This is a genomic window from Rhodovulum visakhapatnamense, assembly GCF_004365965.1.
Taxonomy (GTDB): domain Bacteria; phylum Pseudomonadota; class Alphaproteobacteria; order Rhodobacterales; family Rhodobacteraceae; genus Rhodovulum; species Rhodovulum visakhapatnamense.
The window spans coordinates 43,993-66,736 of sequence record NZ_SOEB01000003.1 but is presented as its reverse complement, the minus strand read 5'-3'; the positions used below and the strand labels follow the sequence as shown (position 1 = coordinate 66,736).

At 69.3% G+C, this 22,744-nt stretch carries 16 protein-coding genes; 7 read left to right on the top strand and 9 right to left on the bottom strand.

Annotation, left to right across the window (positions count from 1 at the left end):
• Positions 1 to 204: 204 nt before the first annotated feature.
• Positions 205 to 2,043, bottom strand: coding sequence for a putative sodium/potassium/calcium exchanger (locus EV657_RS03625; protein ID WP_134077162.1), 1,839 nt, complete (start codon positions 2,041 to 2,043; stop codon positions 205 to 207).
• 96 nt (positions 2,044 to 2,139) lie between these two features.
• Positions 2,140 to 4,764 carry a putative bifunctional diguanylate cyclase/phosphodiesterase gene (locus EV657_RS03620; RefSeq protein ID WP_166673633.1) on the bottom strand — a complete coding sequence of 875 codons (2,625 nt, stop codon included), beginning with the start codon at positions 4,762 to 4,764 and terminating at the stop codon, positions 2,140 to 2,142.
• A gap of 292 nt (positions 4,765 to 5,056) precedes the next feature.
• Here EV657_RS03620 and EV657_RS03615 point away from each other — a divergent pair, with 292 nt between their 5' ends.
• Positions 5,057 to 6,868 (top strand): coiled-coil domain-containing protein, encoded by a 1,812-nt coding sequence (locus EV657_RS03615; RefSeq protein ID WP_134077160.1) that lies wholly within the window; start codon positions 5,057 to 5,059, stop codon positions 6,866 to 6,868.
• Positions 6,869 to 6,899: 31 nt separating this feature from the next.
• A complete protein-coding gene (locus tag EV657_RS03610; protein WP_134077159.1) occupies positions 6,900 to 7,979 on the top strand; it encodes a TAXI family TRAP transporter solute-binding subunit in 1,080 nt (359 codons plus the stop codon).
• A 36-nt stretch (positions 7,980 to 8,015) separates the two neighbouring features.
• Here the strand turns inward: EV657_RS03610 and EV657_RS03605 are convergent, their stop codons facing one another.
• The 6 genes from EV657_RS03605 to mepK all read right to left on the bottom strand — a co-directional run bounded on the left by EV657_RS03605 (position 8,016) and on the right by mepK (position 15,417).
• Positions 8,016 to 10,355, bottom strand: a complete 2,340-nt coding sequence (locus EV657_RS03605) for an AAA family ATPase (RefSeq protein ID WP_134077158.1) — start codon at positions 10,353 to 10,355, stop codon at positions 8,016 to 8,018.
• A 185-nt stretch (positions 10,356 to 10,540) separates the two neighbouring features.
• The gene (locus EV657_RS03600; protein ID WP_075786019.1) at positions 10,541 to 11,266 is read right to left on the bottom strand and encodes a SpoIIAA family protein; all 726 of its coding nucleotides are present in this window, start codon (positions 11,264 to 11,266) and stop codon (positions 10,541 to 10,543) included.
• A gap of 145 nt (positions 11,267 to 11,411) precedes the next feature.
• Positions 11,412 to 12,287: an NAD-dependent epimerase/dehydratase family protein gene (locus EV657_RS03595; protein WP_134077157.1), complete on the bottom strand. Its 876-nt coding sequence runs from the start codon at positions 12,285 to 12,287 to the stop codon at positions 11,412 to 11,414.
• Positions 12,284 to 13,123: a glycosyltransferase gene (locus EV657_RS03590; RefSeq protein ID WP_134077156.1), complete on the bottom strand. Its 840-nt coding sequence runs from the start codon at positions 13,121 to 13,123 to the stop codon at positions 12,284 to 12,286. The genes EV657_RS03595 and EV657_RS03590 overlap by 4 nt, the downstream gene beginning before the upstream one ends.
• Positions 13,120 to 14,337 carry an NAD-dependent epimerase/dehydratase family protein gene (locus EV657_RS03585; protein WP_134077155.1) on the bottom strand — a complete coding sequence of 406 codons (1,218 nt, stop codon included), beginning with the start codon at positions 14,335 to 14,337 and terminating at the stop codon, positions 13,120 to 13,122. Before EV657_RS03585 ends, EV657_RS03590 begins: the two co-directional genes overlap by 4 nt.
• Positions 14,338 to 14,850: 513 nt before the next feature.
• A complete protein-coding gene (mepK, locus tag EV657_RS03580) occupies positions 14,851 to 15,417 on the bottom strand; it encodes a peptidoglycan L,D-endopeptidase MepK (RefSeq protein WP_075786016.1) in 567 nt (188 codons plus the stop codon).
• Between the two features lie 328 nt (positions 15,418 to 15,745).
• Between mepK and EV657_RS03575 the strand changes: the two genes are divergently transcribed.
• From EV657_RS03575 to EV657_RS03560, 4 genes are all read left to right on the top strand, one after another.
• Entirely contained in the window at positions 15,746 to 17,347 is a 1,602-nt protein-coding gene (locus tag EV657_RS03575; RefSeq protein WP_134077154.1) for a L,D-transpeptidase family protein, read from the top strand.
• A gap of 66 nt (positions 17,348 to 17,413) precedes the next feature.
• The gene (gene lpxD / locus EV657_RS03570; RefSeq protein ID WP_134077153.1) at positions 17,414 to 18,505 is read left to right on the top strand and encodes a UDP-3-O-(3-hydroxymyristoyl)glucosamine N-acyltransferase; all 1,092 of its coding nucleotides are present in this window, start codon (positions 17,414 to 17,416) and stop codon (positions 18,503 to 18,505) included.
• Between the two features lie 33 nt (positions 18,506 to 18,538).
• The gene (locus EV657_RS03565; protein WP_075786013.1) at positions 18,539 to 18,805 is read left to right on the top strand and encodes an acyl carrier protein; all 267 of its coding nucleotides are present in this window, start codon (positions 18,539 to 18,541) and stop codon (positions 18,803 to 18,805) included.
• Positions 18,802 to 20,010: a beta-ketoacyl-[acyl-carrier-protein] synthase family protein gene (locus tag EV657_RS03560; RefSeq protein ID WP_075786012.1), complete on the top strand. Its 1,209-nt coding sequence runs from the start codon at positions 18,802 to 18,804 to the stop codon at positions 20,008 to 20,010. The genes EV657_RS03565 and EV657_RS03560 overlap by 4 nt, the downstream gene beginning before the upstream one ends.
• An 88-nt stretch (positions 20,011 to 20,098) precedes the next feature.
• On the opposite strand, the gene EV657_RS03555 is transcribed toward EV657_RS03560, so the two are convergent.
• Positions 20,099 to 20,725 carry an invasion associated locus B family protein gene (locus EV657_RS03555; RefSeq protein ID WP_075786011.1) on the bottom strand — a complete coding sequence of 209 codons (627 nt, stop codon included), beginning with the start codon at positions 20,723 to 20,725 and terminating at the stop codon, positions 20,099 to 20,101.
• A 398-nt stretch (positions 20,726 to 21,123) separates the two neighbouring features.
• On the opposite strand from EV657_RS03555, the gene EV657_RS03550 reads away from it, so the two are divergent.
• Positions 21,124 to 22,623 carry a helicase HerA-like domain-containing protein gene (locus EV657_RS03550; RefSeq protein ID WP_134077152.1) on the top strand — a complete coding sequence of 500 codons (1,500 nt, stop codon included), beginning with the start codon at positions 21,124 to 21,126 and terminating at the stop codon, positions 22,621 to 22,623.
• Positions 22,624 to 22,744 lie beyond the last annotated feature (121 nt).

The following is a 22,744-nucleotide window of genomic DNA, read 5'->3' as shown; positions in this document are numbered from 1 at the left end:
GCGCCTCGGCTTACGCCGATATCCGGCCAGATCTCTGGAACGGCCCGCTCCATGCAACATGTCTGGTCCGGCGCCGGGGCGTCGCGGGGAAGAGGCTTCGAACAGGTCAGCGGAAAAAGGCGGCCCCCGGTCCCGAAATCGGGGCCGGGGGCCGGTCTGTCCGGGGCCGCGCAAGGGGGGAGGACGCGGAGGCCCGGACGAAAATCAGGCGCTGATCTGACGCTCGGGGGCGGGGGTGCCCTCGACCAGCTGGCTGACCATGGCGGCGATGCTTTCCTGGGTGGCGTTGAGACGTTCGAGCACTTCCTCGAGGCCGTCCTTCCGTTCGCCGCCGCCCTGGCCCGCCATCAGTTGTTCCGAAAGCGCGGTGACGAGGCTTGACAGCGCATCGATCTCGATGGCGCGGGCGGCGATGTCATCGGCGCTGACGCTGCCCTCGGGCTGGGTTTCGGCGAGGCGTTCGATCCGTTCGATCAGCGCGGCGATCTCGCCCGAATGCGACGATTGCACCTCGGTCAACCGATCTGCAATGGCCTCGATCCGCTGATCCACCGCGTCGAGCGCGTCGCCAAGGCTGGCGCCATCGGCAGGGGGCGCGGCGGACGCGGCCGCCTGCCCGGCAAGCCCCTCGAGAGCGGCCTCGATCCGGGACACGGCGGCCTCGACCCGCTGGAGCCCTTCGGCAAGACGGCCCTGTTCGGCTTCGACCCGGGCCAGCCCGGCCTCGATCTGCGAAATCCGCGTGCCGAGGCTTTCGCCCGGATCGGACTCGGCCGAACCGGCCTCGCCGTCGCGCTGACCGCACAGCATGAATTCGATCAGGTCGAGCCGGTCCATGATCTGGTCAAGCCCGGTGTCGCCGCCGGTCGGACCTTCGGTCCCGGTCCCGGGATCGAGCTCCGCAGTCTCGGCGCTGTCGGTGTCCAGACCGGCACCGATATCGTCGGGCGCGCTATCCGTCAGGGCGTCGATCGCTGCGGATTCCTGCGCGAGCTCCGGGGCGTCGTCTTCGGCCGTCTCGCCAGGAACGTCGAACGCTGCGTCGGACGGGTCCTCGGCCATGTCTTCGAGGCCCATGTCTTCGAGGCCCACGCCTTCGAGTCCCGTGTCCACAGAACCGGTGTCTTCGGGACCCATCTCGTCGGAGACGAGGTCCTCGGAGGCCTCGGCAGGCATGCCTTCGTCCTCCAAAAGCATGTCTTCGCCCACCGTGTCGAGCGAGTCGTCTTCAGCGGCGTCGAGATGGAACTCGTCGGCACCGAATTTCATCGACTCGGCCACGGTTTCCACGGCACCGAGAGCGACACCCTCGTCCATCTCTGCGGCCGTCTCGTCGTCGGCGGGCCTCCCGGACCCGGTCAGGTCCATCGGGGCCTCGTCAGAGAGGCCTTCGTCCACATCCCCGGCCATCGCATCGGCGCCGAGCGGTTCGGCGTCACCCGGCTCGGCCGGCACGTCGAGCCCGGTCTCTTCCGCACCGGCCTCATCGAGCGCGGGAAAGTCGGTGTCCGGCAGGTCCGGATCGGACTCCGGAACATCGGCCCCGGCAAGGTCGGTGGCCGGGCTGTTCCCAAGGGCGTCTTCCACGTTCCCGGCGCCGAGGTCAAAGCTGTCTTCGGCAAGGTCCTCGACGGTTTCATCGGTCGCTTCGGGCGGCATCTCTTCGGACGCCGAGTCCTCTGCCATGGCGTCCGCATCGGCCGTGTCCGTTCCATCCGTCTCGGCGAGCTCGACCTCGGCCGCCGGGTCGGACGGCAATTCGGCGGGGGCGAGATCGGTCAGGCGGAAGGGATCGAGCCGCAGGAAATTTGGGATCTCGCGCCGGAAGGTCAGCCCGACACCCTGACCGGGCATCATGACGGCCTCGACCCCCATCGCGCGCAGCACCCGCATCGCCGAGGCGGGCACGGCCTCGGGCGCGCCGCGGGACATGGTCAGAAGGTGGGTCGGCTGAGGCTCGACGGCGGCAGTCGCCTCCGCGGCCGCGGTGTCCGGGCCGGGAATCGCCGACGCCGGGGACATCTCGTTTGCAAAGCCAGTCACGGGATTCTCCCTGCTCATCAAGTCACTCCCGGTCCTACGCCGAATGGGTTACGAAAACCTTGAAGCCCGAGGGAAACCTGGCCGTATGCGTCCCGCTCAGGCGACGGAGGAGGCGCCGGGGTCCCGGCCCCGTCCCATCTCGCCCTCGCTCAGCCGGGCGCAAAGGTCCTTTGGCGCGAGCGGGCGGGCGAAATGAAAGCCCTGCAGGGTGTGGCAGCCGAGGGCCGCCAGAATCTCGGCATGGGCGGCGGTCTCGACCCCTTCGGCGGTTACCCCGATCCCGAATGTGTGGCCGATATCGACGATGCTGCGCACCAGTTGGCGGGCGCGCTCGGTCCGGGTGACGGGGACGATCAGCCGCTGGTCGATCTTCATCACGTCGGGCGCGAGCTGCATCAGCCCCACCACCGATGCGTGGCCCGATCCGAAATCGTCGATCTCGATCCCGAAGCCGTGGTCGCGCAGAAGATCGACGTGAAACCCGAATTCGTCGGTCTGTTCCTCGACCAGCACGCTTTCGAGGATCTCGATGGCGATCCGGGTCGGGCCGATGTCGATGGCCGCCGCGATGCCCGGCAGGTCGGTTTCGCGCAGCTGCGCGACGCCCGCGTTGAACGAGACCTTGGGAATGTCGAAGCCCGCGCGGTTCATGGCGGCGACCTCCTGCAAGCCCTTGCGATAGATGATGCGGTCGATTTCGGGCATCATCGACATCTGCGCGGCCAGGCCCAGAAAGGCGGCGGGCGGCAGGATGCCGCGCACCGGATGGTGCCATCTTGCAAGCGTCTCGACCCCGACAAGCGCGCCGGAGACGGCGTCGAACTGGGGCTGGAAATAGGGCAGGAATTCTTCGTTCAGGACGGCCCGCTCGATCTCGACGGCGAGCCTTCGCTTTTCCTGGACGTCGCGATGCAGATCGGGCGTGTAAAGCGTGATCGCGCTGCGCCCGCCATCCTTCGAGGCGTAAAGCGCGGCGTCGGCGCTGACCAGAAGCGCGCCGATGTCGACCAGCCCGTCGCCCGTGCCGCAAATGCCGAAACTGGCACCGATGCGGCAGGTCTTGTTCTGGTACGGGATATCGCGGCCGATTTCGTTGCGCAGACGGTCCGCCAGGCGTATCGCGTCGTCGGTATCGCGGCCCGGTCCCAGCACGATCACGAATTCGTCGCCGCCGATCCGGGCCGGGACATCGCCCGGATCCGTGCCCTCGCGCAGGATCTCGGCGACCCGGATCAGGACATGATCGCCGGCCGCGTGGCCATGGGTGTCGTTGACGTTCTTGAAATGATCGAGGTCGATGCGGACCACGCTGCGCGGGTCGCCTTCGGGGTCGATCCCGGCGAACAGGCGCTCGAGGGCGCGGCGGTTCGGCAGGCCGGTAAGGCTGTCATGCAGCGCCTGGTGTTCAAGCTCGTGCCGGGCGCGCTCAAGCTCGCCCTCATAGGTCTTGCGCCGGGTGATGTCGGTCGAGATCGCGGCAAAGCGGATGACCCGGCCATCGGCGTCGAAAATCGGCGTGATGCTGAGATGGGCCCAGAACGGTGTGCCGTCGCGGCGGTAGTTCAGGATCTCGGCGCGGACAGGTTCCTTGCGCGCGATGGCCTCGCGCAGGCGCCGGCCGGCCGCCGGGTCGGTGCCGGGGCCCTGCAGCAGGGTATCGGCATCGCGGCCCAGCACCTCCCGGGCGGTGTAGCCGGTCAGCGCCAGGAAGGCGGGATTGGTCCAGACGATGCGCCGCTGGGCGTCGGAGACCACGATCGAGTCGCTCGACATGCGGGCGATCTGCGCGAGTTCGGTCAGTTCGTCCCGGCTGGCGGCCAGATCGCGGCGGCTTTGTTCCAGCGCGCGGTGCGGGGCGACGATGAAGCGGCGGCCGGCAAATCCCATCGCCACGAACGGCACCAGAAGAGCCAGCCCGGTGAACAGCACGACCTCGCGCCCCATCTCGCGGGCGAGCCGCCCGGTCAGCCGGGTATTGCGCTCGATCACGACGAAGAAGTCGGTGCCCGCGACCGGGGCGGCGATCAGGTCGTCGCGATGGCCGGTCCAGTCGGCATACATCGCGACCTGAAAGGCGGTGGCCAGCCGGGTCTTGGCGGAGACCGCGTCGCCGGTCAGCACGCGGCTGAGATCGAGGTGCTTTTCGATCACCAGCATGCCGCGCGGCTGGCCGCCCGCGAAGACCGGGATCGACATCAGGAAGGCCGAGTCAGCGCTGTTGCCGCCGTGGCCGGGGCGATACGAGATCAGGGGTTCGCCGCCGATGCGGCCGACGGAAAGCTGGCTGAGCCCTTGCCGCGTTTCGGCCAGGCCGAAGACCGGACGCACCATCACCCCCGGGGTTCGAAGCCGGACCGTCCCGTTGCGGTCGAAAAGCAGAACCTGAGCGGTGACCCCGTCGCTCAGCCGCTCGAGCGCGCGGCGCATCCGGGTGGTCCGGGCCGCCGCGTCAGAGCTGAGATAGGCGCCCGTTTGCGGCGCGTGGGCCAGCGACAGGGCATCGGCCAGCACCAGGCTCAGCGTGTCCTGCACCGATCCTGCCCGGGTCTGGGCCTGGGTTTCGAGCGCGGCCAGGTGCAGCTTGTGGAGCGCCGGGACGGCAACAAGCCACAGCGCCGCCGCGATCGCGGCCAGCGCGGTGAGGTAACCCGCAGCGGTCAGCAGCACGAACCGGCGGCCGACATTGACCCCGGCCAGCACGGCAGAGAGCGAGCCGGTCACGGTACCGACGCGTCGGCGGGGCGCGGATCGGGCGCGGGGGCGCGGAAAGAGCAGGGGCACAGCATTTGCGGTTCGTCTTTTGTTCCGCGGGCGATCCTGCGGCAGCGGGTTTTGCACAAGCTTAACGTCCCCCCGGAAATCCATGAAAATTCGACTGATCCCGTTCCAGTTCCGGGGCAAGCGGCGCGGTTGCCGCGGAACGGACCGGCGCGCCCCCTTGCCTTGACGGAAAGGGCAGGTCACACTTGCGTCATCCGGTCCGGGGGGACCGCTTTGACGAGGCGAGGGACGGATGCGCTTTGCTTGGCTGGCCGCGACGGCGGCTTTGCTGTCGGTGTCGGCCACGGGGGGGATCTGCCAGCAGGCGGCGCCGACCGGCCTTGATCTGACCGCTGAGGATGTTCAGGATCTGTCGCAGCAGGCAGCCTCTTACCGGCGCATCATCGCAGCGCTTTCCGAAGAAAGCGCCCAGGCCGAGGCGGTGCTGACGCGGACCCAGGACCGGCTTCGGACGGCGCTGAACGAGTTGGCGGAGGCCGAGGCGCGGCTTGAGGACCTGACCGGCCGTCAGGCAGAGGCTGAGGACCGCCTCGCGGCGACCGGGGCCGCGAAAGCCGAACTGTCCGATCTGACCGCAGAGATCGAGGCCGCGCGGGCGGTGCTGGCAGAGCTTGCGACCGAGCGCGACCGTCTGAACGCCGGGACAGAAGAGCTGAGGACGGCGCAGGCCGATGCGGCGGCAGGTCTGCAAGAGCTTCAGACCAGGGTGGCAACGGCAACCGAGGCCGCCGAGGCGGCGGACCGCAGGGCGGCCGCGACCCGGGCCGAACTGGACCGTCTGAGCACCGAGGCCGAGACGGCGCGGCGCGAGGCGGCCGAACTTGCCGAGGCGGCCAGGGCCGCCCGGGCCGAGGCAGAGGCAGAGGCGGCGTCCGGGGCCGAGGCCGAAGCGGCGCTGGCCGAGGACAATCGAAGCGCCAGCGCCCGCCGCGACGAGGCTCAGGCGGCGGCCGAGCGCGCCGAGGCCGAACAGGCGGCCGCCGAGGCGCTGCTGGCGGCCACCCGCCAGAAGATCGAGGACATGGCGCCCCGGCTGGCCGAGGCCGAGGCCGCGATCCGGGAGGCCGACGACGCCCGGGCCGGGACCGGGGCCGCCACGGCCGCGCTGAAAGACATCGAGGACCGGACCGAGGCGGCTCGGTCCGCACTCGCCGCGGCCGAAGGCCGGATCGCCGAGACCGAGGCCGCACTTGAGGCGCGACGGGCGGATCTGGCCGCCGCCGAAGCCGCCGCGCGCGAGGCCGGAGCGGCGGCGGACGCCGCAAGAGCCGCGCGCCGGCAGGCCGAGGCCGGGGCCCAGGAGGCGACGGGCCGCCTGACCGGGATCGAGACCGCGCTTGAGGAGGCGATGGCGGCCGAGGCCGAGGCGCGCGACCGGGCCGAGGCGGCGCGCGCGGCGGCCGCGACCGCCGAAGCCGAGGCTGCCGCCCTGGCAGACCGGGTCCGCGCCGCGGGGGCAGAGAAAGACGCGCTCCAGGCCGAGATCGCCAAAGCGCGCGCGACGCTCGACCGGTTGCGGCAGGACACCGAGGCCGCCACGCGGATGCGCGATCAGGCCCGGGCCGAGGCCGATACCGCGATGGCCGATGGCCGTGCCCGGGCGGCCACCCTCGTCGAAGAGGCGCGCGCGATGGCCGAGGAACGCGAGCAGGCCGCCGAAGCCCGGGTCGCCGGACTTGAGGCCCGCGCGACCCGGCTTGCCTCCGACATCGAGGCCGCGCGCCGCCTGCTTCCGGACGCGTCCCAAACAGGGACCGGCACCTCCGGTCCCGAGACCCCGGCCGCGGCGGCCGTGATGGCTCCGTCGTCGCCCGCCCCTGGGGCGCGGCCCGCCTATCGCGCGGGGCCTGCGCCCTCGGGCGATGCCGTCGCCCGCGCGGTGGCCGCGGCCACCGGCCTGCAAGAGGCCAGTCCGGCCGAACGCGCCGAGCTGGAACGCCTGCTTGGCGAGGGAATGTGCGCGCCCGACGCGCTTCGCACCGTGTTCGGCGGGATCAACCGCCAGACGCTCGTTTCGCTGATCCGCGGTCTCGGCCGGTGTTAACGCCTGCCCCTGCGCAGAGGAGTGTTTGAGAATGTCCCTTTTCCATCGGTCCCGGCGCGCCATTTTCGCCCTGCGCGACGGGGGTCTGGCAGGGCTTGCGCTGGCGGGCCTTGTTGCCGCCGGGCCCGCCTTTGCCCAGCAGTTCGAGAAAAACATCCTGACCGGCGGACCGACCGGCACCTATATCCAGTTCGGCCGCGACATCGCCCGCATCGCCGGGGAGTGCGGCATCGTTCTGAACGTGCGCGAAAGCGCGGGGTCGCTGGAAAACTTCGTCGGCGTGCGGCAGCGCAGCTTTACCCAGTTCGGCATCGTCCAGAGCGACGTGCTGGAATATCTGCGCACCTATGCCTCGAACGATCCCGAGATCGCCCAGACCATCGCCGGGGTGCGGATCGCCTTTCCGCTTTACAATGAAGAGGTTCACCTGCTGGCCCGGTCCGATATCGGCAACCTCGCCGATCTGGCGGGCAAGCGGGTCGCGGTGGGGGTCGAGGACAGCGGCACCTATGTGACGGCGACGCTGGTGCTCGACCTGACCGAGGTCGCGGCCGAGCGCGTGACCATCGGCCCCGACGAGTCGCTGCGGCAGCTGCTGGCGGGCGAGATCGACGCCTTCTTCTATGTGGCGGGCGCGCCCACCAGGCTGTTCCAGGATCCCGGGATTTCCGCCGAGCGGTTCCATCTGCTGGCGCTGACCGATCCGGTGCTGCAGGCGGTCTATACGCCCGCCACGATCGCCGCCGACACCTATCCTTTCCAGAGCGATCCGGTCGAGGCGGTGGCGGTCAAGGCGGTGCTGATGACCTATGAATACCAGATCGGCAAGAACGGCTATCACCGCGCCAGCTGCGACGCGGTGCGCAGCATCTCGCATCTGGTGCTGGCGCAGTTCGCCGAGCTGAAAGAGACCGGCCATCCGAAATGGACGCAGGTCGACCTGACCGACATTCCGCCCGGCTGGGAGGTCGGGGCCTGCGTGAACATGGGGCTCGATCCGGAATTCACGCTGCCCTGCACGCGCAACACGGCCCCTGCGGCCGAACCGGCGATGAGTGCCGCGAACGCGACCTACCGCCGCCGGATCTGCGACGCCATCGGGGGCTGCTGAGGCCCTGTCTTCGCGGCCCCTGCATCCGGGAAAGGGCTATTCCGGGGTCAGCGGCTGCCACTCGGTCGGGGCGCCGGTGCCCGCCCGCACCCGCCACCAGGCCAGCGCGGGCCGGGAGGGCAGGGCGATCCGGGCGGCGGTCAGCGGCGTTGCGAAGACCGCCGAGGGCGGCCCCGGCTCGGGCGCCAGTTCGACCACGAAGGGTCCGCTTCCCTGCCAGACCAGTTCGGCCACGCCGTCGGACAGGGCCGAGGCCAGCGGCCAGGCCTGGGCGCGCTCGGGTTCGGCCGGGCGCTCGGGCAGGTCCGACAGCCTCGCCCGTGCGGCGTCGACCTCGACCGAGGCCGTCATGTACCATTGCCGCGCGGTGTCGAGGTCGCGGCCCACGCCGTCGCCGACCTCGTAGATCTGGCCCAGATAATAGGCCGCCCGGGCCTGACCGTTCACCGCGGCGCGGGAATAGGCGATGGCGATGTCGAGCAGGTCGGTGCTGGCCAGAGCCTGCCGATAGAGGCGCTGTGCGGCGCGCGGATCGGACGGGGCCGCATGCAGCGTGACGGGCGGCACGGCTGCGGCGGCCAGCGCCGCGGCCGGGGGCTTCGGGGCCGGACGCGTGGCGGCGGTGGCCGACAGGCCGATCAGCGGCTCGGCCCCGGTTTCGTCGATCCGCCGGGTCAGCGCGGCAAGCCGCAGCTCGGCCTCGGCGATCCGGTCGCGCAGCCCGGCCAGACCGGCTTCGGCGCGCGCGGCCTCGGACCGGGCGGTATCGCGGCGGATTTCGGCCGTGCCGGCCTCGGCACTGGCGGCGCGAAGCCGCGTTTCGATGGCGTCAAGCTCGGTCCGGGTCGCGGCAAGGCGGCTCTCGGCGGCCACGAGCCGGGCTTGGGTATCGTCGAGCCGCCGCGCGGCTGCGCGGGCCTCGGCATCGGCGGCTCCGGCGGCGGCGCGGGCCTCGGCCAGCCGGTCGGACAAAGGCGCAAGGGCGGCGTCGGGTCCGATGCCCGCCGCTTGACCCGAGGCGGCCAGTCGCGGTTCGTGGGTGCCGGGCTCCGCGGCGGGATCGCGCCCCGGACCGGTCAGAAGCGCCAGCGCGCCCAGGCTTGCAGCAAGGCCGATCCCGGCCCCGGCAAGGGCGGCGATGGCACGCCCCCCCCGGCTGCGCCTGCTGGCAGGTACGGCCGGGGCCGCGGCGGGCGGCGCGGCGAGGGGGGCGAGGGGGGCGGGGGACGGCTTCGCCGAGATCCGGTCCGTCATCGGCGCGGCCGGTGTCGCCGGTGCCGTCGGTGCCGCCGGTGCCGCCGGGGACGGTGCGGGGTCGGACGGGAGATGAAACTGGATCGTGTCGGGCAGGCTTGGCGGGTGTGCCGCGGTCGTCCCGGCCATGGGATCGGCTTCGGGCGCGGGGCCGGACCGATCCGCGGGAGCCGCGTCAGGGGACGCCCCGGGCGGCATCGGCGCGGGGCCGGCCGGGCGGGCGGCATGGGGCGCGGCATGGGGCGCGGGACGGGGCATCGCCTGCGGCCCGCCCGCATCGGGCGTCTCGAAGACGCAGCTGTCGGCGCCGGACGGGTCGGTCCAGTCTGCCAGAACGCTGCGCACCAGCGCCGCATCGGGCCGGGGCTGGCGCGCGGCGAAGGCTGCATTCAGGCAGCGGTCGCACAGCACGTTGACCAGGCGCGGGACGCCCTGGGCCTGACCATGGATCAGCGCCATGGCATCGGCATCCAGCAGCGTCCCGGCGGAACCTCCGGCCGCCGCAATCCGGGTGCGGATATAATCGGCGGTCTCGGCCGCGGTCATCGGTTTCAGCCGGACCACGCTGTCCTCGGCGAGGCTCAGGAAGGACGGGCGGGCCTGGGACAGGTGCGGTTCGAGATCGGGCAGCCCGGCCAGCACCACCTGAAAGGCCGCGCCGTCGCCCCGGTCGGGATGCGCCACCCGGTCGAGCATCTCGAGCCCGCAATCCGAAAGGCCCTGCGCCTCGTCGATGGCCAGCAGCGGCAGCCTGCCCGCGGCGCGGATATCGGCCAGCACGGTTTCGACCCGGGCCAGCAGCGTATCGAGATCGGCCGCGCCCGCCTCGGCGCCGAAGGCCGAGAGGATCCAGCGCAGGAGCGCAGGACCGTCGCCGGTGGGGTTGGTCTGGAAGGCCGGGCGGAAGATGTCGGCCAGCGTCTCGTCGCGCAGAAGCGCGCGCAAGAAGGTGGTCTTGCCGGTGCCGGTATCGCCCAGCACCAGCGCCAGAGGCGCGCCGTCGATCAGCGCCAGCCGGAGGCGTTCGAAATCATGCCAGTGCGGGTCGGTCCAATGCACGGACCCCTCGCATGGCGCGACGCCGAACGGTCGGTGCGCCAGCCCGAAGAATGCATCGTACATGGGTGATGCCGTGTCCCTCTTACCACCTTTCCGATAATGCGTGAACGCGCCCGTCAGGTCGAGTCCCGTGCGCAGGCGGTGCGGCGATTGGCCAAAGAGGGGGGCGGCGCCGGGACCGGCAAGGGCGCCGAAGCGCCCTCCGGCACCGCTCCGGCACCGGGCCGGGGGGCGCGGGGATGGGCCGGTCAGGCCAGCAGCCAGGCCCGGGCGGCGGGATAGTCGTCCTCGTCGAAATACTTGGTCTTGGCGTCCAGCACCATCGGCAGGACGGTTTCCGCAAGCTTCATCCAGGACTTGTCGCCGACCACCGCGATCCGGTAGGGCTGGCGGCGGTGATGGCGGATCAGGCCCAGATGCTCGCCCACCGCCGCCGGACCCTGCCAGCCCTCGAAGCGGCGCAGGTCCACCATCAGGCGATAACGGTCATGGGCCGCGCCATAGGCGTCGAGATCGGGGGTGCGGGCCTTGTAGGAGGCACTGTCGAGCCGGCCGATCAGCTGCACCTCGAGCGCGTCCTCGCCGATTTCCTCGACATGCAGCGCCCCGAGGGATTCGCGCAGCCAGAGCCGCGCCTCGTCGCGCTTGTCGAGATCGAAGGTGCGGACCGGGCAGGGCAGGGTAAAGCCGAACATCCGCACCCCGGCCTCGATCTTGTCATTGTCGGTGACGACGGCGATCTTCTCGAAGCCGCGCCAGTGCTTCAGGCCCAGCCGGGCATCGGCCAGCAGCGCGCCGGGGGAATAGCCGTCGAAATCGGGGCCGATCTGGTAGAGGAGCCGCACCGGCACCCCCCAGTCGCGTGCCCTTGTGACGGCGGGGATCAGGACGGTTTCGTAATCCTGTTCGGTGACGCGCCCGGTCGCCCGGATTTCGAGAAGGCCTTCGGCGGTTTCTTCGGTAATGTCGATCATGGTTCGGAAATCCTCACTGATGACGGTTTGAGGAATATGTAGGGACGCAGCGCCGGGGGTCCATCCCCGGGCGGCGGAGAGGGATGGCAGACCCTTGTCATGGGTATTTTTGCCAAGAAGAAGAGGCAGGCCGGGGCTGTGGGGATCAGTTGGCCGGGCAGGGGCGGCAAAGCGCAGGGATGGTTGCCGTAAGCCGGGCCAGCCCGCCGGGCGTCCAGCCGAAGGCCGCAAGGCGGTCGCAGCGCATGGCGCTGACAGCCGCGTCCGAGCGGGGTGGCAGCGGATGGGGAATGCCCTCGGCCTCGGCGACCAGCGCCAGGAGGTCATGGCGGTCGAGCAGGATATCCGAGACGTTGAAGACCCCGCGCGCGCCCGCGTCGCGCAGCAGCCGGGCGGCGGCGGCCAGATCCGCGCCATGGACCTCGGTGCCGCGGCGGGGCGCGATGGGGCGGCCCTGGCGGAAATCGTCGAAGAGCGTCTGCCATTTATGGGGGCGGCCGGGGCCTGCGGGTCCGTAGACGCCGGTGGCGCGCAGGGCGACCGGGGCGAAGCTGTCGGTGGCAAGCGACAGGAGCGCGGTTTCGGCCCGGGCCTTCACCTCGCCGTACAGCGTGTCGGGATAGGGCGTCAGCGGTTCCGTCAGCGCGGTGCCGGGCGGGTAATGGCCGTAGACCGCCCGGCTTGAGAGAAAGACGAGGTGGCGGAGCCCGGCCGCGCGCGCCGTCTCGAAAAGCGCGATCGAACCGTCGAGATTGGCGGCCGTGAAGCCCGCCGGATCGCCGCCCTCGCCGCCCCGATAGCGGCCGGGCAGATGGGCGAAGGCGCAATGAACGAGCGCGTCGAGGTTGGAGAGGTCGGGACGGTCGCCCAGCGCATAGGGGCGAAAGCCTGTCGGGGCCGAGAAAAACCCCGGCGGCGGCGGGGTGCGGCCGAGGATCGTGACCGGCTCGCCCCGGGCCAGCGCCTCTTCGACGAAGAAGCGCCCGACAAGGCCGGTCGCGCCGGTGACGGCAAGGCTCATGGCGCGGCCGGTCCGGGCAGGGTGGCGGGATCGGGGATGGTGGTGCCCTCGGCATAGGCGCGCCAGAGGTCGATCAGCGGCTTGAGGCGATCGGCCTTGGCATGGTCCTGCCAGGGCTTTTCATACTGGAAATGCAGCACGCGGATCTCGGGCCAGGACCAGAGGTCCGGCAGGGTGAACCACACATATTGCAGCATGTTGCAGAAGACCGGCAGCCCGTGCCAGTCGGGGAAAAACTCCTGCAGGAAGGTCTGGTCGGTCCGGCGCCAGAAGGCGCCCGGCGCATCGAGCCGGTCCATCATCGCCGCGAAGGTCGCCTGCGAGGGGCGCGCGGTAAAGACGCCCGAATTCATCCGGTGGAAATCGGCGAGGCTTTCATAGACGTTCGGGGCCGCGCAGAATTCGGGATAGTCGAAGAGCCGGTCGATATTCTGCAGGACCAGCGTGTCGGCATCGAGAAAGACCACACGGTCGTAGTCGAGCTGCCAAAGGCGCAGCTTGCAGAAATTGTCCAAAGGCGTGTGAAAGGCCGGTTTCTCGCCCTTGGTGAAGGGCGCCTCGCGGTGCAGCCTGTCGCGGGCATGGGCCGCGTTGAAGGCGGCCGAGGTGGGCAGCAGGTCGGTTTCGACCAGCCGCGCACCCAGATCGGCGAGCGGCGCGAGGCTGGCCGCGTCCACGCCGCCGGTATGCAGGACGCAGATATCGGCGCCGGTCCCCGACAGCGCCAGGGACCGGACCAGCGCCCTGGCCCCCAGCGCGAAATCGGCGTTGGTGACCAGGGTGACATAGGCATCGGGGCCGCCCGCCGGACGGGCGGGCCTGAGACCGTCGCTCACGAGACCGATTTCAGCCGCTTGCCTTCCGGATCGCGCTCGACCCGGCTGGCCAGATCGCGGGTCCAGGCCGAGACGCAGGGCACGCGCTTGCGGTCGACCCGGTGGGCGAATTTCTTCGCGATCTCGACCACCTCTTCCAGCAGGCCCTCCTGCAGGGTGATCGGGTCGAGCCCGAGGCCGAGGAAGTTGTCGTTTTTCACGATCAGCTCGTTCTCGGGGGCTTCCTTGCGGGGGTTCGGCAGATAGGCGATCCTGGCGCCGGTCATCTTGGCCACCAGCTCGGCCAGATCGCGGACCCGGTGGGTTTCGGTCATCTGGTTGAAGATCTTGACCCGCTCGCCCTTGGCGGGGGCATCCTTCAGCGCCAGCTCGATGCAGCGCACGGTGTCCTGGATATGGATGAAGGCGCGGGTCTGCCCGCCGGTGCCATGCACGGTCAGCGGATAGTCGATGGCGGCCTGGGCCAGGAAGCGGTTCAGAACGGTGCCGTAATCGCCGTCATAGTCGAACCGGTTCACCAGCTGCGGATGGCGTTTGGTCTGGTCGGTATTGGTGCCCCAGACGATGCCCTGATGCAGGTCGGTGACCCGCACCCCGTCGTTCTGGGCGTAGAACTGGAACAGGATCTGATCGAGCGACTTGGTCATGTGATAGACCGAGCCGGGCCGGGTCGGATACAGGATCTCCATCCCCTTGGACCCGCCGGGCGTGTCGATCGAGACGTCCAGATAGCCCTCGGGGATCGGCGCGCCGACCGTCGAATAGCCATAGACCCCCATCGTGCCCAGATGCACCAGATGCGCGTCGAGCCCGGTCTCGACCATCGCCACCAGCAGGTTGTGGGTGGCGTTGATGTTGTTGTCGACGGTGTAGATCTTGTGGCGGTCAGAGATCATCGAATAGGGCGCGGCGCGCTGCTCGGCGAAATGGATCACCGCGTCGGGGCGGTTTTCCGACAGCCAGTCGCGCAGGCGGTAATATTCCTTGGCGAGGTCGATCAGGTGGAAATGGATCTGCTCGCCCGAGGTTTCCTTCCAGATTCGGCAGCGTTCCTGGATCGAGTCCATCGGCGTCAGCGACTGCACGCCCAGCTCGGTGTCGATCCAGCGCCGGCTGAGGTTGTCGATGATGTGAATCTCGTGACCGAGGTTGGACAGGTGCAGCGAGGTCGGCCAGCCGCAGAACCCATCGCCGCCAAGAACCGCAATCTTCATCGACATCTCCTTTCGGGGTCAGAATACCGGCGGCGCCAGGCCGCCAACGCGCCGTCCGTTAGCGGACCGGCAAGGGGAAAGTCATTTGAAACTTTTGTGTCAGCGCCCACCCCTGCTCCATAGACATCACATATGGAACGGCTTTTCCACCCGGCGGCGGGCTGCGACCCTCTGCCTCGCCCCCGGACCGGAGGCCAACCGGGGCGGTCGGAGACCGGGCCGCGGTCCGCCCGGGGACCGGATCGGGGGCGGCGGGACGACTCGGGAACCGGACGCGGCGGTCTGCGTTGAAACAGAACCGGCCGGGCCGGGACAGCGTTGGGAAGGACAGGGACGGGCGCGATGGCCGGGGCGGCAAGCATACCCCTTGGGACGAAAGCGGCAGCCTTCTGGTGCATCGCCCGGATTGCGGAACGCCCGAACCGCATCCGGCGGCTGCACTGGCCGCATCCTCGTCCCGGGCGTCCGGATCGGGCGCCCGTCGTAGTCCGGCAGGTCATGCCCTGCGAGGCCTCAGCGGCCCCAGCTGCGCACCGGACCGCAATCCATGTGCACGAAGTCCGAGCGCGAATAGCGCCCGACGCCGCCCGCATGGCAGGCGCTGGCGGCACGCGCGATCTGGTCGACCGACCGGCTTTTCAGCCGGATATCGGCGGCCTGACCCTTCATGTGCAGGGAATTCTTGGCCACGCCCGACGAGCGCGAGCGCAGCATCGCATTGGTCTCGGGGGTGCGGTAGCCCGACAACAGCATGTAGGGTTCGCGCACGTCCATCAGGCTGTGCGCGGCCGCGAGGATGTCGAGATTGCGCAAATCCATCGAGATCGCCGAATCCGTGCGCCAGTCGCGCATGAAATGGTTGATCTCCTTCACGACCTCGCCGATGTACTCGCCATCGATCCAGTAGACCGTGTCGATATTTTCGCCGGTCCGGCCGGAATACATCCGGACGCGCCGGACATCGCCGGCGCCGCGCATCAGGCCGAAGGCGTTCGAATAGGTGGGTGCAGCCGCCACGGTCGTCGCCGCGAACGCCGCCAGCACGCCACGGCGCGTCAAGCAGTATGTGGGTGTCGTCATGTTATCTCCGCCTGCCCCAGTCGATCCAATACCGCGTTTTCGCGGCGTTTTTTTTGATCGAGCCCGTCTCCGGCGCCCTGTCACCCTATCTCACAACTCAAAGACCGGGCCAAGTTTGGATTCGGCTCGGCCGTCCGGCGCATCCAAAAGTGGCAAGATCTTGCTCACTTAACGAGCGTTCTCGGCCATTTCGCTCCGATAGGGCGGAACCGCCACGGTTAACCCGGCGTTGACGCAACGCTGTCTAATAGCAGTGGACAGCGAGCGGCAATTGACCGATTGTTGGTTCCGTTCGCGCGACTGGAACTATCTGAACGGGAATGACTTAATGCCTTTGTCCCACCTCCGCGGGGCCGCCTTTGCCGGTCTCGTCGCCGCCTGCTTCGGGTTTGCGGCCCCGGCGCATGCCGAGACGGAACTGACAGCTTTCAAACAGGCGGTGGCCGCGGCTGCGGTACAAAACGATGCCATTGCGGCGTTTTATCGGGACCGGGACTATGCCCCGTTCTGGACCTCGGCCGATGCCGCGGCCCGGCGAAGCGCGCTTGTGACCGTTCTGGGCGAGGCCTCCGAACAGGGCCTGCCCGCCGCGCGCTACGATGCCGATCGCCTGGTCGAGACCTTCCGCGAGGCCCGGACCCAGCGCGCCATCGGCCGCGCCGAGGTCGCGGCGATGCGGATGTATCTGGACTATGCCCATGATGCCAGCCGGGGCGTGCTGACGCCCGGCGCCGTGCTGTCCGAGATCAAGCGCAAGGTCGACCGGCCCGCGCCCGCGACGCTGATCGAGGGCCTGGCTGCAGCGCCCTCGCCGCTGGCCTATCTGCGGGGGCTGTCGCCGCAAAGCCCGGAATATGCCCGGCTGATGCGCGAGAAGATCCGCCTTGAACGGCTGATCGCCGCGGGCGGCTGGGGCCCCGAGGTCGGCGGCGGCAAGATCGAATCCGGCCAGTCCGGCCCGCGCGTCATCGCGCTCAGAAACCGGCTGATCGCGATGGGCTACCTGCCGCGCACCGCGACCCAGACCTATGACGCGACGCTGCAGAAGGCGGTTCAGGCCTTCCAGTTCGACCACGGTCTGACCGCCGACGGCGTCGCCGGGCCGAGCACGGTGCAGGAACTCGACGTGCCGCCGGAGCGCCGGCTGCGCTCGGTCCTCGTCGCGATGGAGCGCGAGCGCTGGCTTGGCAATGCCCGCGGCGACAAGCATGTGCTGGTCAACATCACCGATTATCATGCCCGGATCGTCGACAAGGGCGAGGTCGTGTTCGAGACCCGGTCGGTCGTCGGCCAGAACGCCCACGACCATCGCACGCCCGAATTCTCGGACGTGATGGACCATATGGTGGTCAATCCGACCTGGAACGTGCCGCGCTCGATCGCGGTGCGCGAATACCTGCCGCAGTTCCAGAACAACCCCAATGCCGCGGGCCATCTGATGCTGGTCGACGGGGCCGGGCGCGTGGTCACCCGCGCGGCGGTCGATTTCACCCAGTACACCGCCTCGAACTTCCCCTTCGACCTCAAGCAGCCGCCCTCGAACGGCAATGCGCTGGGGCGGGTGAAGTTCATGTTCCCGAACCCCTACAACATCTATCTGCACGACACGCCGTCGAAGTCGCTGTTCAACCGCGAGACCCGGGCCTTCAGCCATGGCTGCATCCGGCTCAGCGACCCCTACGACTTCGCCTATGCGTTGCTCGCGACCCAGACCGACGATCCCAAGGGGTTCTTCGCGGCCAAGCTGAACAGCGGCCGGGAAACCCGTGTCGATCTGGAACATCCGCTGCCGGTGCATCTGATCTACCGCACCGCGATGGGCGAGCCCAAGGGGCGGATGCAGTATCGCCGCGATGTCTACGGGCGCGATGCCGCCATTTTCGACGCGCTGCAGGCCGCCGGGGTGGCGCTTCCGGAGGTTCAGGGCTAGATCTCGGCCCAGAACCGGCAGGGGCGGCCGCGCGGCACGCTCCGGCCAACCGGGCAGGAGATTGGCATGAGCTTCACGATCCAGGAGATCGCAACCGCCCTCGGCGCCCCCGCCGAGGGCGATCTCGACGTCAGGGTGACCGGCGCGGCCGAACCGGCGACGGCCGGTCCGCAGGACCTGGCGCTGGCGATGGACCCGAAATATGCGGGCGGTCTGGCCGAGGGCGCGGCGCAGGCGGCGCTGCTCTGGGCCGGCGCCGACTGGCAGGCGATGGGGCTGAAGGCCGCGATCTTCGCGCCGCGCGCGCGCCTTGCGATGGCGGGCCTGACCCGGATGATGGACCCGGGCCCCGAGATCGCGACGGGCATCCATCCGACGGCGGTCGTCGATCCCACCGCGATGATCGGGGCAGGGGCCGCGATCGGCCCTTATGCGGTGATCGGCGCGCGGGCGCGGATCGGGGCCAATGCCCGGATCGCGGCGCATGCGGTCGTGGCCGAGGACGCCCGGATCGGCGATGACGCGCTGCTGATGTACGGCGTGCGGATCTGCGCCCGGGTCAGGATCGGCGACCGCTTCATCGCCCAGCCCGGCGCCACGGTCGGCGGCGACGGCTTTTCCTTCGTCACGCCCGAGAAATCGGCGGTCGAGGCGGTCCGCGAGACGCTGGGCGATACCGGGTCCTCGCGCCAGCAGCATTATACCCGGATCCATTCGCTGGGTGCGGTCACCATCGGCAACGATGTCGAGCTGGGGGCCAATTCGACCATCGACCGCGGCACGATCCGCGACACGCAGGTCGGTTCGGGAACCAAGATCGACAATCTCGTGCAGGTCGGCCACAACGTGCAGATCGGCGAAGACTGTCTGCTCTGCGGGCTGGTGGGCGTCGCCGGATCGGCCCGGATCGGCAACCGCGTGGTGCTGGCCGGACAGGTCGGCGTGAACGACAACATCTTCGTCGGCGACGACGTGATCGCGGGCGGCGCGACCAAGATCTTCTCGAACGCGCCGGCCGGCCGGGTGCTGCTGGGCTACCCCGCGATGCGGATGGAAACCCATATCGAGGCCTACAAGGGGCTGCGGCGGCTGCCGCGTCTTTTCGCGCAGGTCGCCGCGCTGCAAAAAGCGGTTTCAAAGCTGGCCGAGAGAGACTAAACCGACGCTGATTCAGGGGCAGAAAGGCTTTTCATGTCTGAGAACGTCAAGGACAAGGTCATCGAGATCATCGCCGAACAGGCGGTGCTGGAGCCTTCGGACGTGAAGATGGAGTCGACGCTGGAAGATCTGGGGATCGACAGCCTCGGCCTGGTCGAATCGATCTTCGCGATCGAGGAAGCCTTCGATATCCAGGTGCCGTTCAACGCCAACGAACCCACCGAAAGCGAATTCGACATTTCCTCGGTGGCGGCCATCGTGACGGCCGTCGAAAGCCTGGTCGCCGAAAAGCACGCATGAAGCGCGTCGTAATCACCGGCCAGGGCACGATCAACGCGCTTGGCCATTCGGTGCCCGAGACGCTGGCGGCCTTCCGCGAGGGCCGCTGCGGCATCGGCGAACTCGACATTCAGGACCTCGACCGGCTGTCGATCCGGATCGGCGGTCAGGTCCGGGGCTATGACCCCGAGGCGCATTTCAATCGCCAGCAGATCGCGCTTTACGACCGGTTCACCCAGTTCACCCTGCTGGCCGCGCGGCAGGCGGTGGGGCAGGCCGGGCTGACCTTTTCCGACGAGCTGTCGGAAGAGGCGGGGGTCGTGCTGGGCACCTCGGGCGGCGGCATGAACACGCTCGACGAGAATTACCGGTCGGTCTACGAAGAGGGCAAGAACCGCGTCCATCCCTTCGTCGTGCCGAAGCTGATGAACAACGCGGCCGCCAGCCACGTCTCGATGGCCTACAATCTGAAGGGCCCGAGCTTTACCGTGGCCACCGCCTGCGCCTCGTCGAACCACGCGATGGGGCAGGCCTTTCAGATGATCCGGTCGGGCATGTCCCGGGTGATGGTCACCGGCGGGTCGGAATCCATGCTGTGCTTTGGCGGCATCAAGGCCTGGGAAGGCCTCAGGGTCATGTCGAAAGACGCCTGCCGCCCGTTCAGCGCCAACCGCAACGGCATGGTGCAGGGCGAGGGCGCGGCGGTCTTCGTCTTCGAGGAATACGAGCATGCGACGGCCCGCGGCGCCGAGATCCTGGCCGAGGTGATCGGCTTTGCCATGACCTCGGACGCCTCCGACATCGTGATGCCCTCGCGCCAGGGCGCGGCCCGGGCGATTGCCGGGGCGTTGCGCGACGCGCGGCTCGCGCCCGCCGATGTGGGCTATATCAACGCCCATGGCACCGGCACCGCGGCCAATGACAAGACGGAATGCGCGGCGGTGGCCGATGTCTTCGGCGCCCATGCCGACCGGCTGATGATGTCCTCGACCAAGTCGATGCATGGCCACCTGATCGGCGGCACCGGCGCGGTCGAGTTGCTGGCCTGCATCATGGCGCTGCGCGAGGGGGTCATTGCGCCGACCGTGGGCTATGAAGAGCCCGACCCGGAATGCGCGCTCGATGTCGTGCCGAACGAGGCGCGCGAGGTCCAGGTCGATGTGGTGCTGTCGAACGCCTTCGCCTTTGGCGGGCTCAACGCCGTGCTGGCCTTGCGCAGGGTCTGACACGCCGCCGCTGCACCGACGAAAAACGCCGCCCCAAGGGGCGGCGTTTGTGTTTGCTCACTTTGTGTTTTCTCACCTGGCCCGTGGGTCAGTTCTGGCCCGACATCGTCGACAGCGCGTCGTCGAAGGCCGCGGTGAAGCCCGCCAGCGACATGGTGATATTGGCCTTCTGGTCGGGCGCGACCAGCGGAACGATCACGACCTTGGCTTCCTTGCCGCCCTTGAACGCGGCAAGGTCTTCGGCCGACAGGGCAAAGCGGGCGACGCAGGCCTGCGGCGTGCAGAAGGAAAACCGGTAGCGTTTGGCCTGGCTCGTATCGATCTGCACCAGCAGATCCTCGGACAGCAGGGTTTCCAGCGGCGTCGCGACCTCGACCGCCGCGACGCGCGGCGCGGCTGCGGGCGGCATCGGCGCGACCGAGACCTGGGCCACCGCATTGTTGTCAGCGTCGCGCAGCAATTGCTGCATGTTGCAGGATTCCCGCTCGTCGGCCCTGACGCAGACGACGCGCCAGTCCTTGTAGGTTTCCTTGACGAAGGCTTGCGGCGCCTTGGGCGCCTCGGCCTGGCCCATCGGCAATTGCTCGGCCGGCGTGCTGTCGACCTGGGCCGGGGTTCCGCTGGATTCGGGCTGGACCGGGGCGTCCTGCGCCAGGGCCGGTGCCGCCAGCGCGGTCAGCATGGCCAGTCCCAGGGGTCCGAAAAACTCTCGCATCGTCGTGCCTGCCTTTCTTGGATGCTCGTCGATGCCGGTCTACACCAGCGCCGCACGGCTGTCAGGGGGCAATCTGGGGCGCTGGCAACGCTTCGCCACCAATGGAAAAAGGGCCGCGTCGCGACCCTTTTCCCTTGTTCTTGCTCCCTGTCGGACGGGCCGACCTTTTTGATGAAAGGAAGCTACGGAGTTTGCCGGAACGCGTCAACATGCAAAGAAAGGCCGCGATTCAACCTCAGGGAGATCAAAAAAAGGCCGCATCGCGAAGATGCGGCCAGTCCATCAGGGAGGAAGACCCGCCCGAGCGAAAAGCCCGGAAAGCGGGATAGAAAGCAGCCTGACAGTCAAAAGTTAAATAAGTATTGTCAAATCGGCCTAAAATTTGCGGAGAATTACAAATGCCGGGCGATATCTTTCTGGGCGGCGCCGGGGCGGACCATGCCGATCCGCAAGTGTTGCGGCTCGACAAGGCCAACCGGCACGGGCTGATCGCCGGGGCGACCGGGACCGGAAAGACCGTCACCCTGCAGATCCTGGCCGAAGGGTTTTCCGCCGCCGGGGTGCCGGTGCTTCTGGCCGACGTCAAGGGCGATCTCTCGGGCCTCGGCGCGGCCGGAAGCCCGGCCCTCCGCCCGCATGACGCCTTCGCCGTCCGGGCCGCCCGGATCGGCCTCGGCGATTACCGCTACAGGGCCTTCCCGGTGACCTTCTGGGATGTCTTCGGCCGCGAGGGCCATCCGCTGCGCACCACCGTGGCCGAGCTCGGTCCCCTGCTGCTGTCCCGGCTGCTCGAGCTGAACGAGGTTCAGGAGGGCGTGCTGACCCTGGCCTTCCGCGTCGCCGATGACGAGGCGCTGCCGGTCGTCGATCTCGAGGATCTGCGCGCGCTGCTGGCCTGGGTCGGCGCCCGGGCCGAGACGCTGTCGCTGCGCTACGGTCATGTCTCGGCGGCCTCGGTGGGCGCGATCCAGCGGCGGCTTCTGGTGCTCGAAAGCCAGGGCGGCGCGCATCTCTTCGGCGAACCGGCCTTGCAGCTTTCCGATCTGCTGCTCACGGCCCCCGACGGGCGCGGCCGCATCGGCATCCTCGCCGCCAAGGCGCTGATGACCGCGCCCCGGCTTTACGCCACGCTGCTTCTCTGGCTTCTGTCCGAGCTCTTCGAGACGCTGCCCGAAATCGGTGACCCCGAAAAACCCCGGCTGGTCGTGTTTTTCGACGAGGCGCATCTTCTGTTCGACGACGCCCCGAAGGCGCTGGTCGACCGGATCGAACAGGTGGCGCGGCTGATCCGCTCGAAAGGCGTGGGCGTCTATTTCGTCACCCAGTCGCCGGACGATCTGCCCGAGGATGTGCTGGGCCAGCTCGGCAACCGGGTACAGCACGCGCTGCGTGCCTTCACCGAACGCGACCGCCGCGCGCTGGCCCGCGCCGCCGAAACCTATCGCGACAATCCCGGGCTCGACATCGCCACCGCGATCCGCGAGGTCGGGACCGGCGAGGCGGTCACATCGATGCTTGATGCCAAGGGGGCGCCCGGTCCCGCCCAGCGCACCCTGATCCGTCCGCCCGCCTCGCGGCTCGGCCCCCTCGACCCCGATGCCCGCGCGGCCCTGATCGCGGCCTCGCCGCTTGCGGGCCGCTACGACACCCCGCTCGACCGCGACTCGGCCGCCGAGATGCTGGCCGCACGGACCGAGGAAATCGCCGCGTCGACCGAGGCTCCCTCCGCCCGCCGCTTTTCCGGCCCGCATTCTCCGGCCCGGTCTGTCCCGCGCGACGGTTCCCGCGCCGAAAGCCTCGGCGCGGCCCTCGGTCAGGCCCTGATCGGCGAGCTGTCCGGCCCGACAGGACGCCGCCTGGTGCGCGGTCTTCTCGGCGGGCTCTTTCGCAAGCGGTGACGCGCGCCCGGTCTCTTCTTCTTGGCCGAAATACTCCCGCCGGAGGCGCCGCGCCCCTGGGCGCGGCCCGGCCCAAGGCCGGACCAGCGGCGCCGCAGGCGCCGTGCAGGCCGGGGGCGGG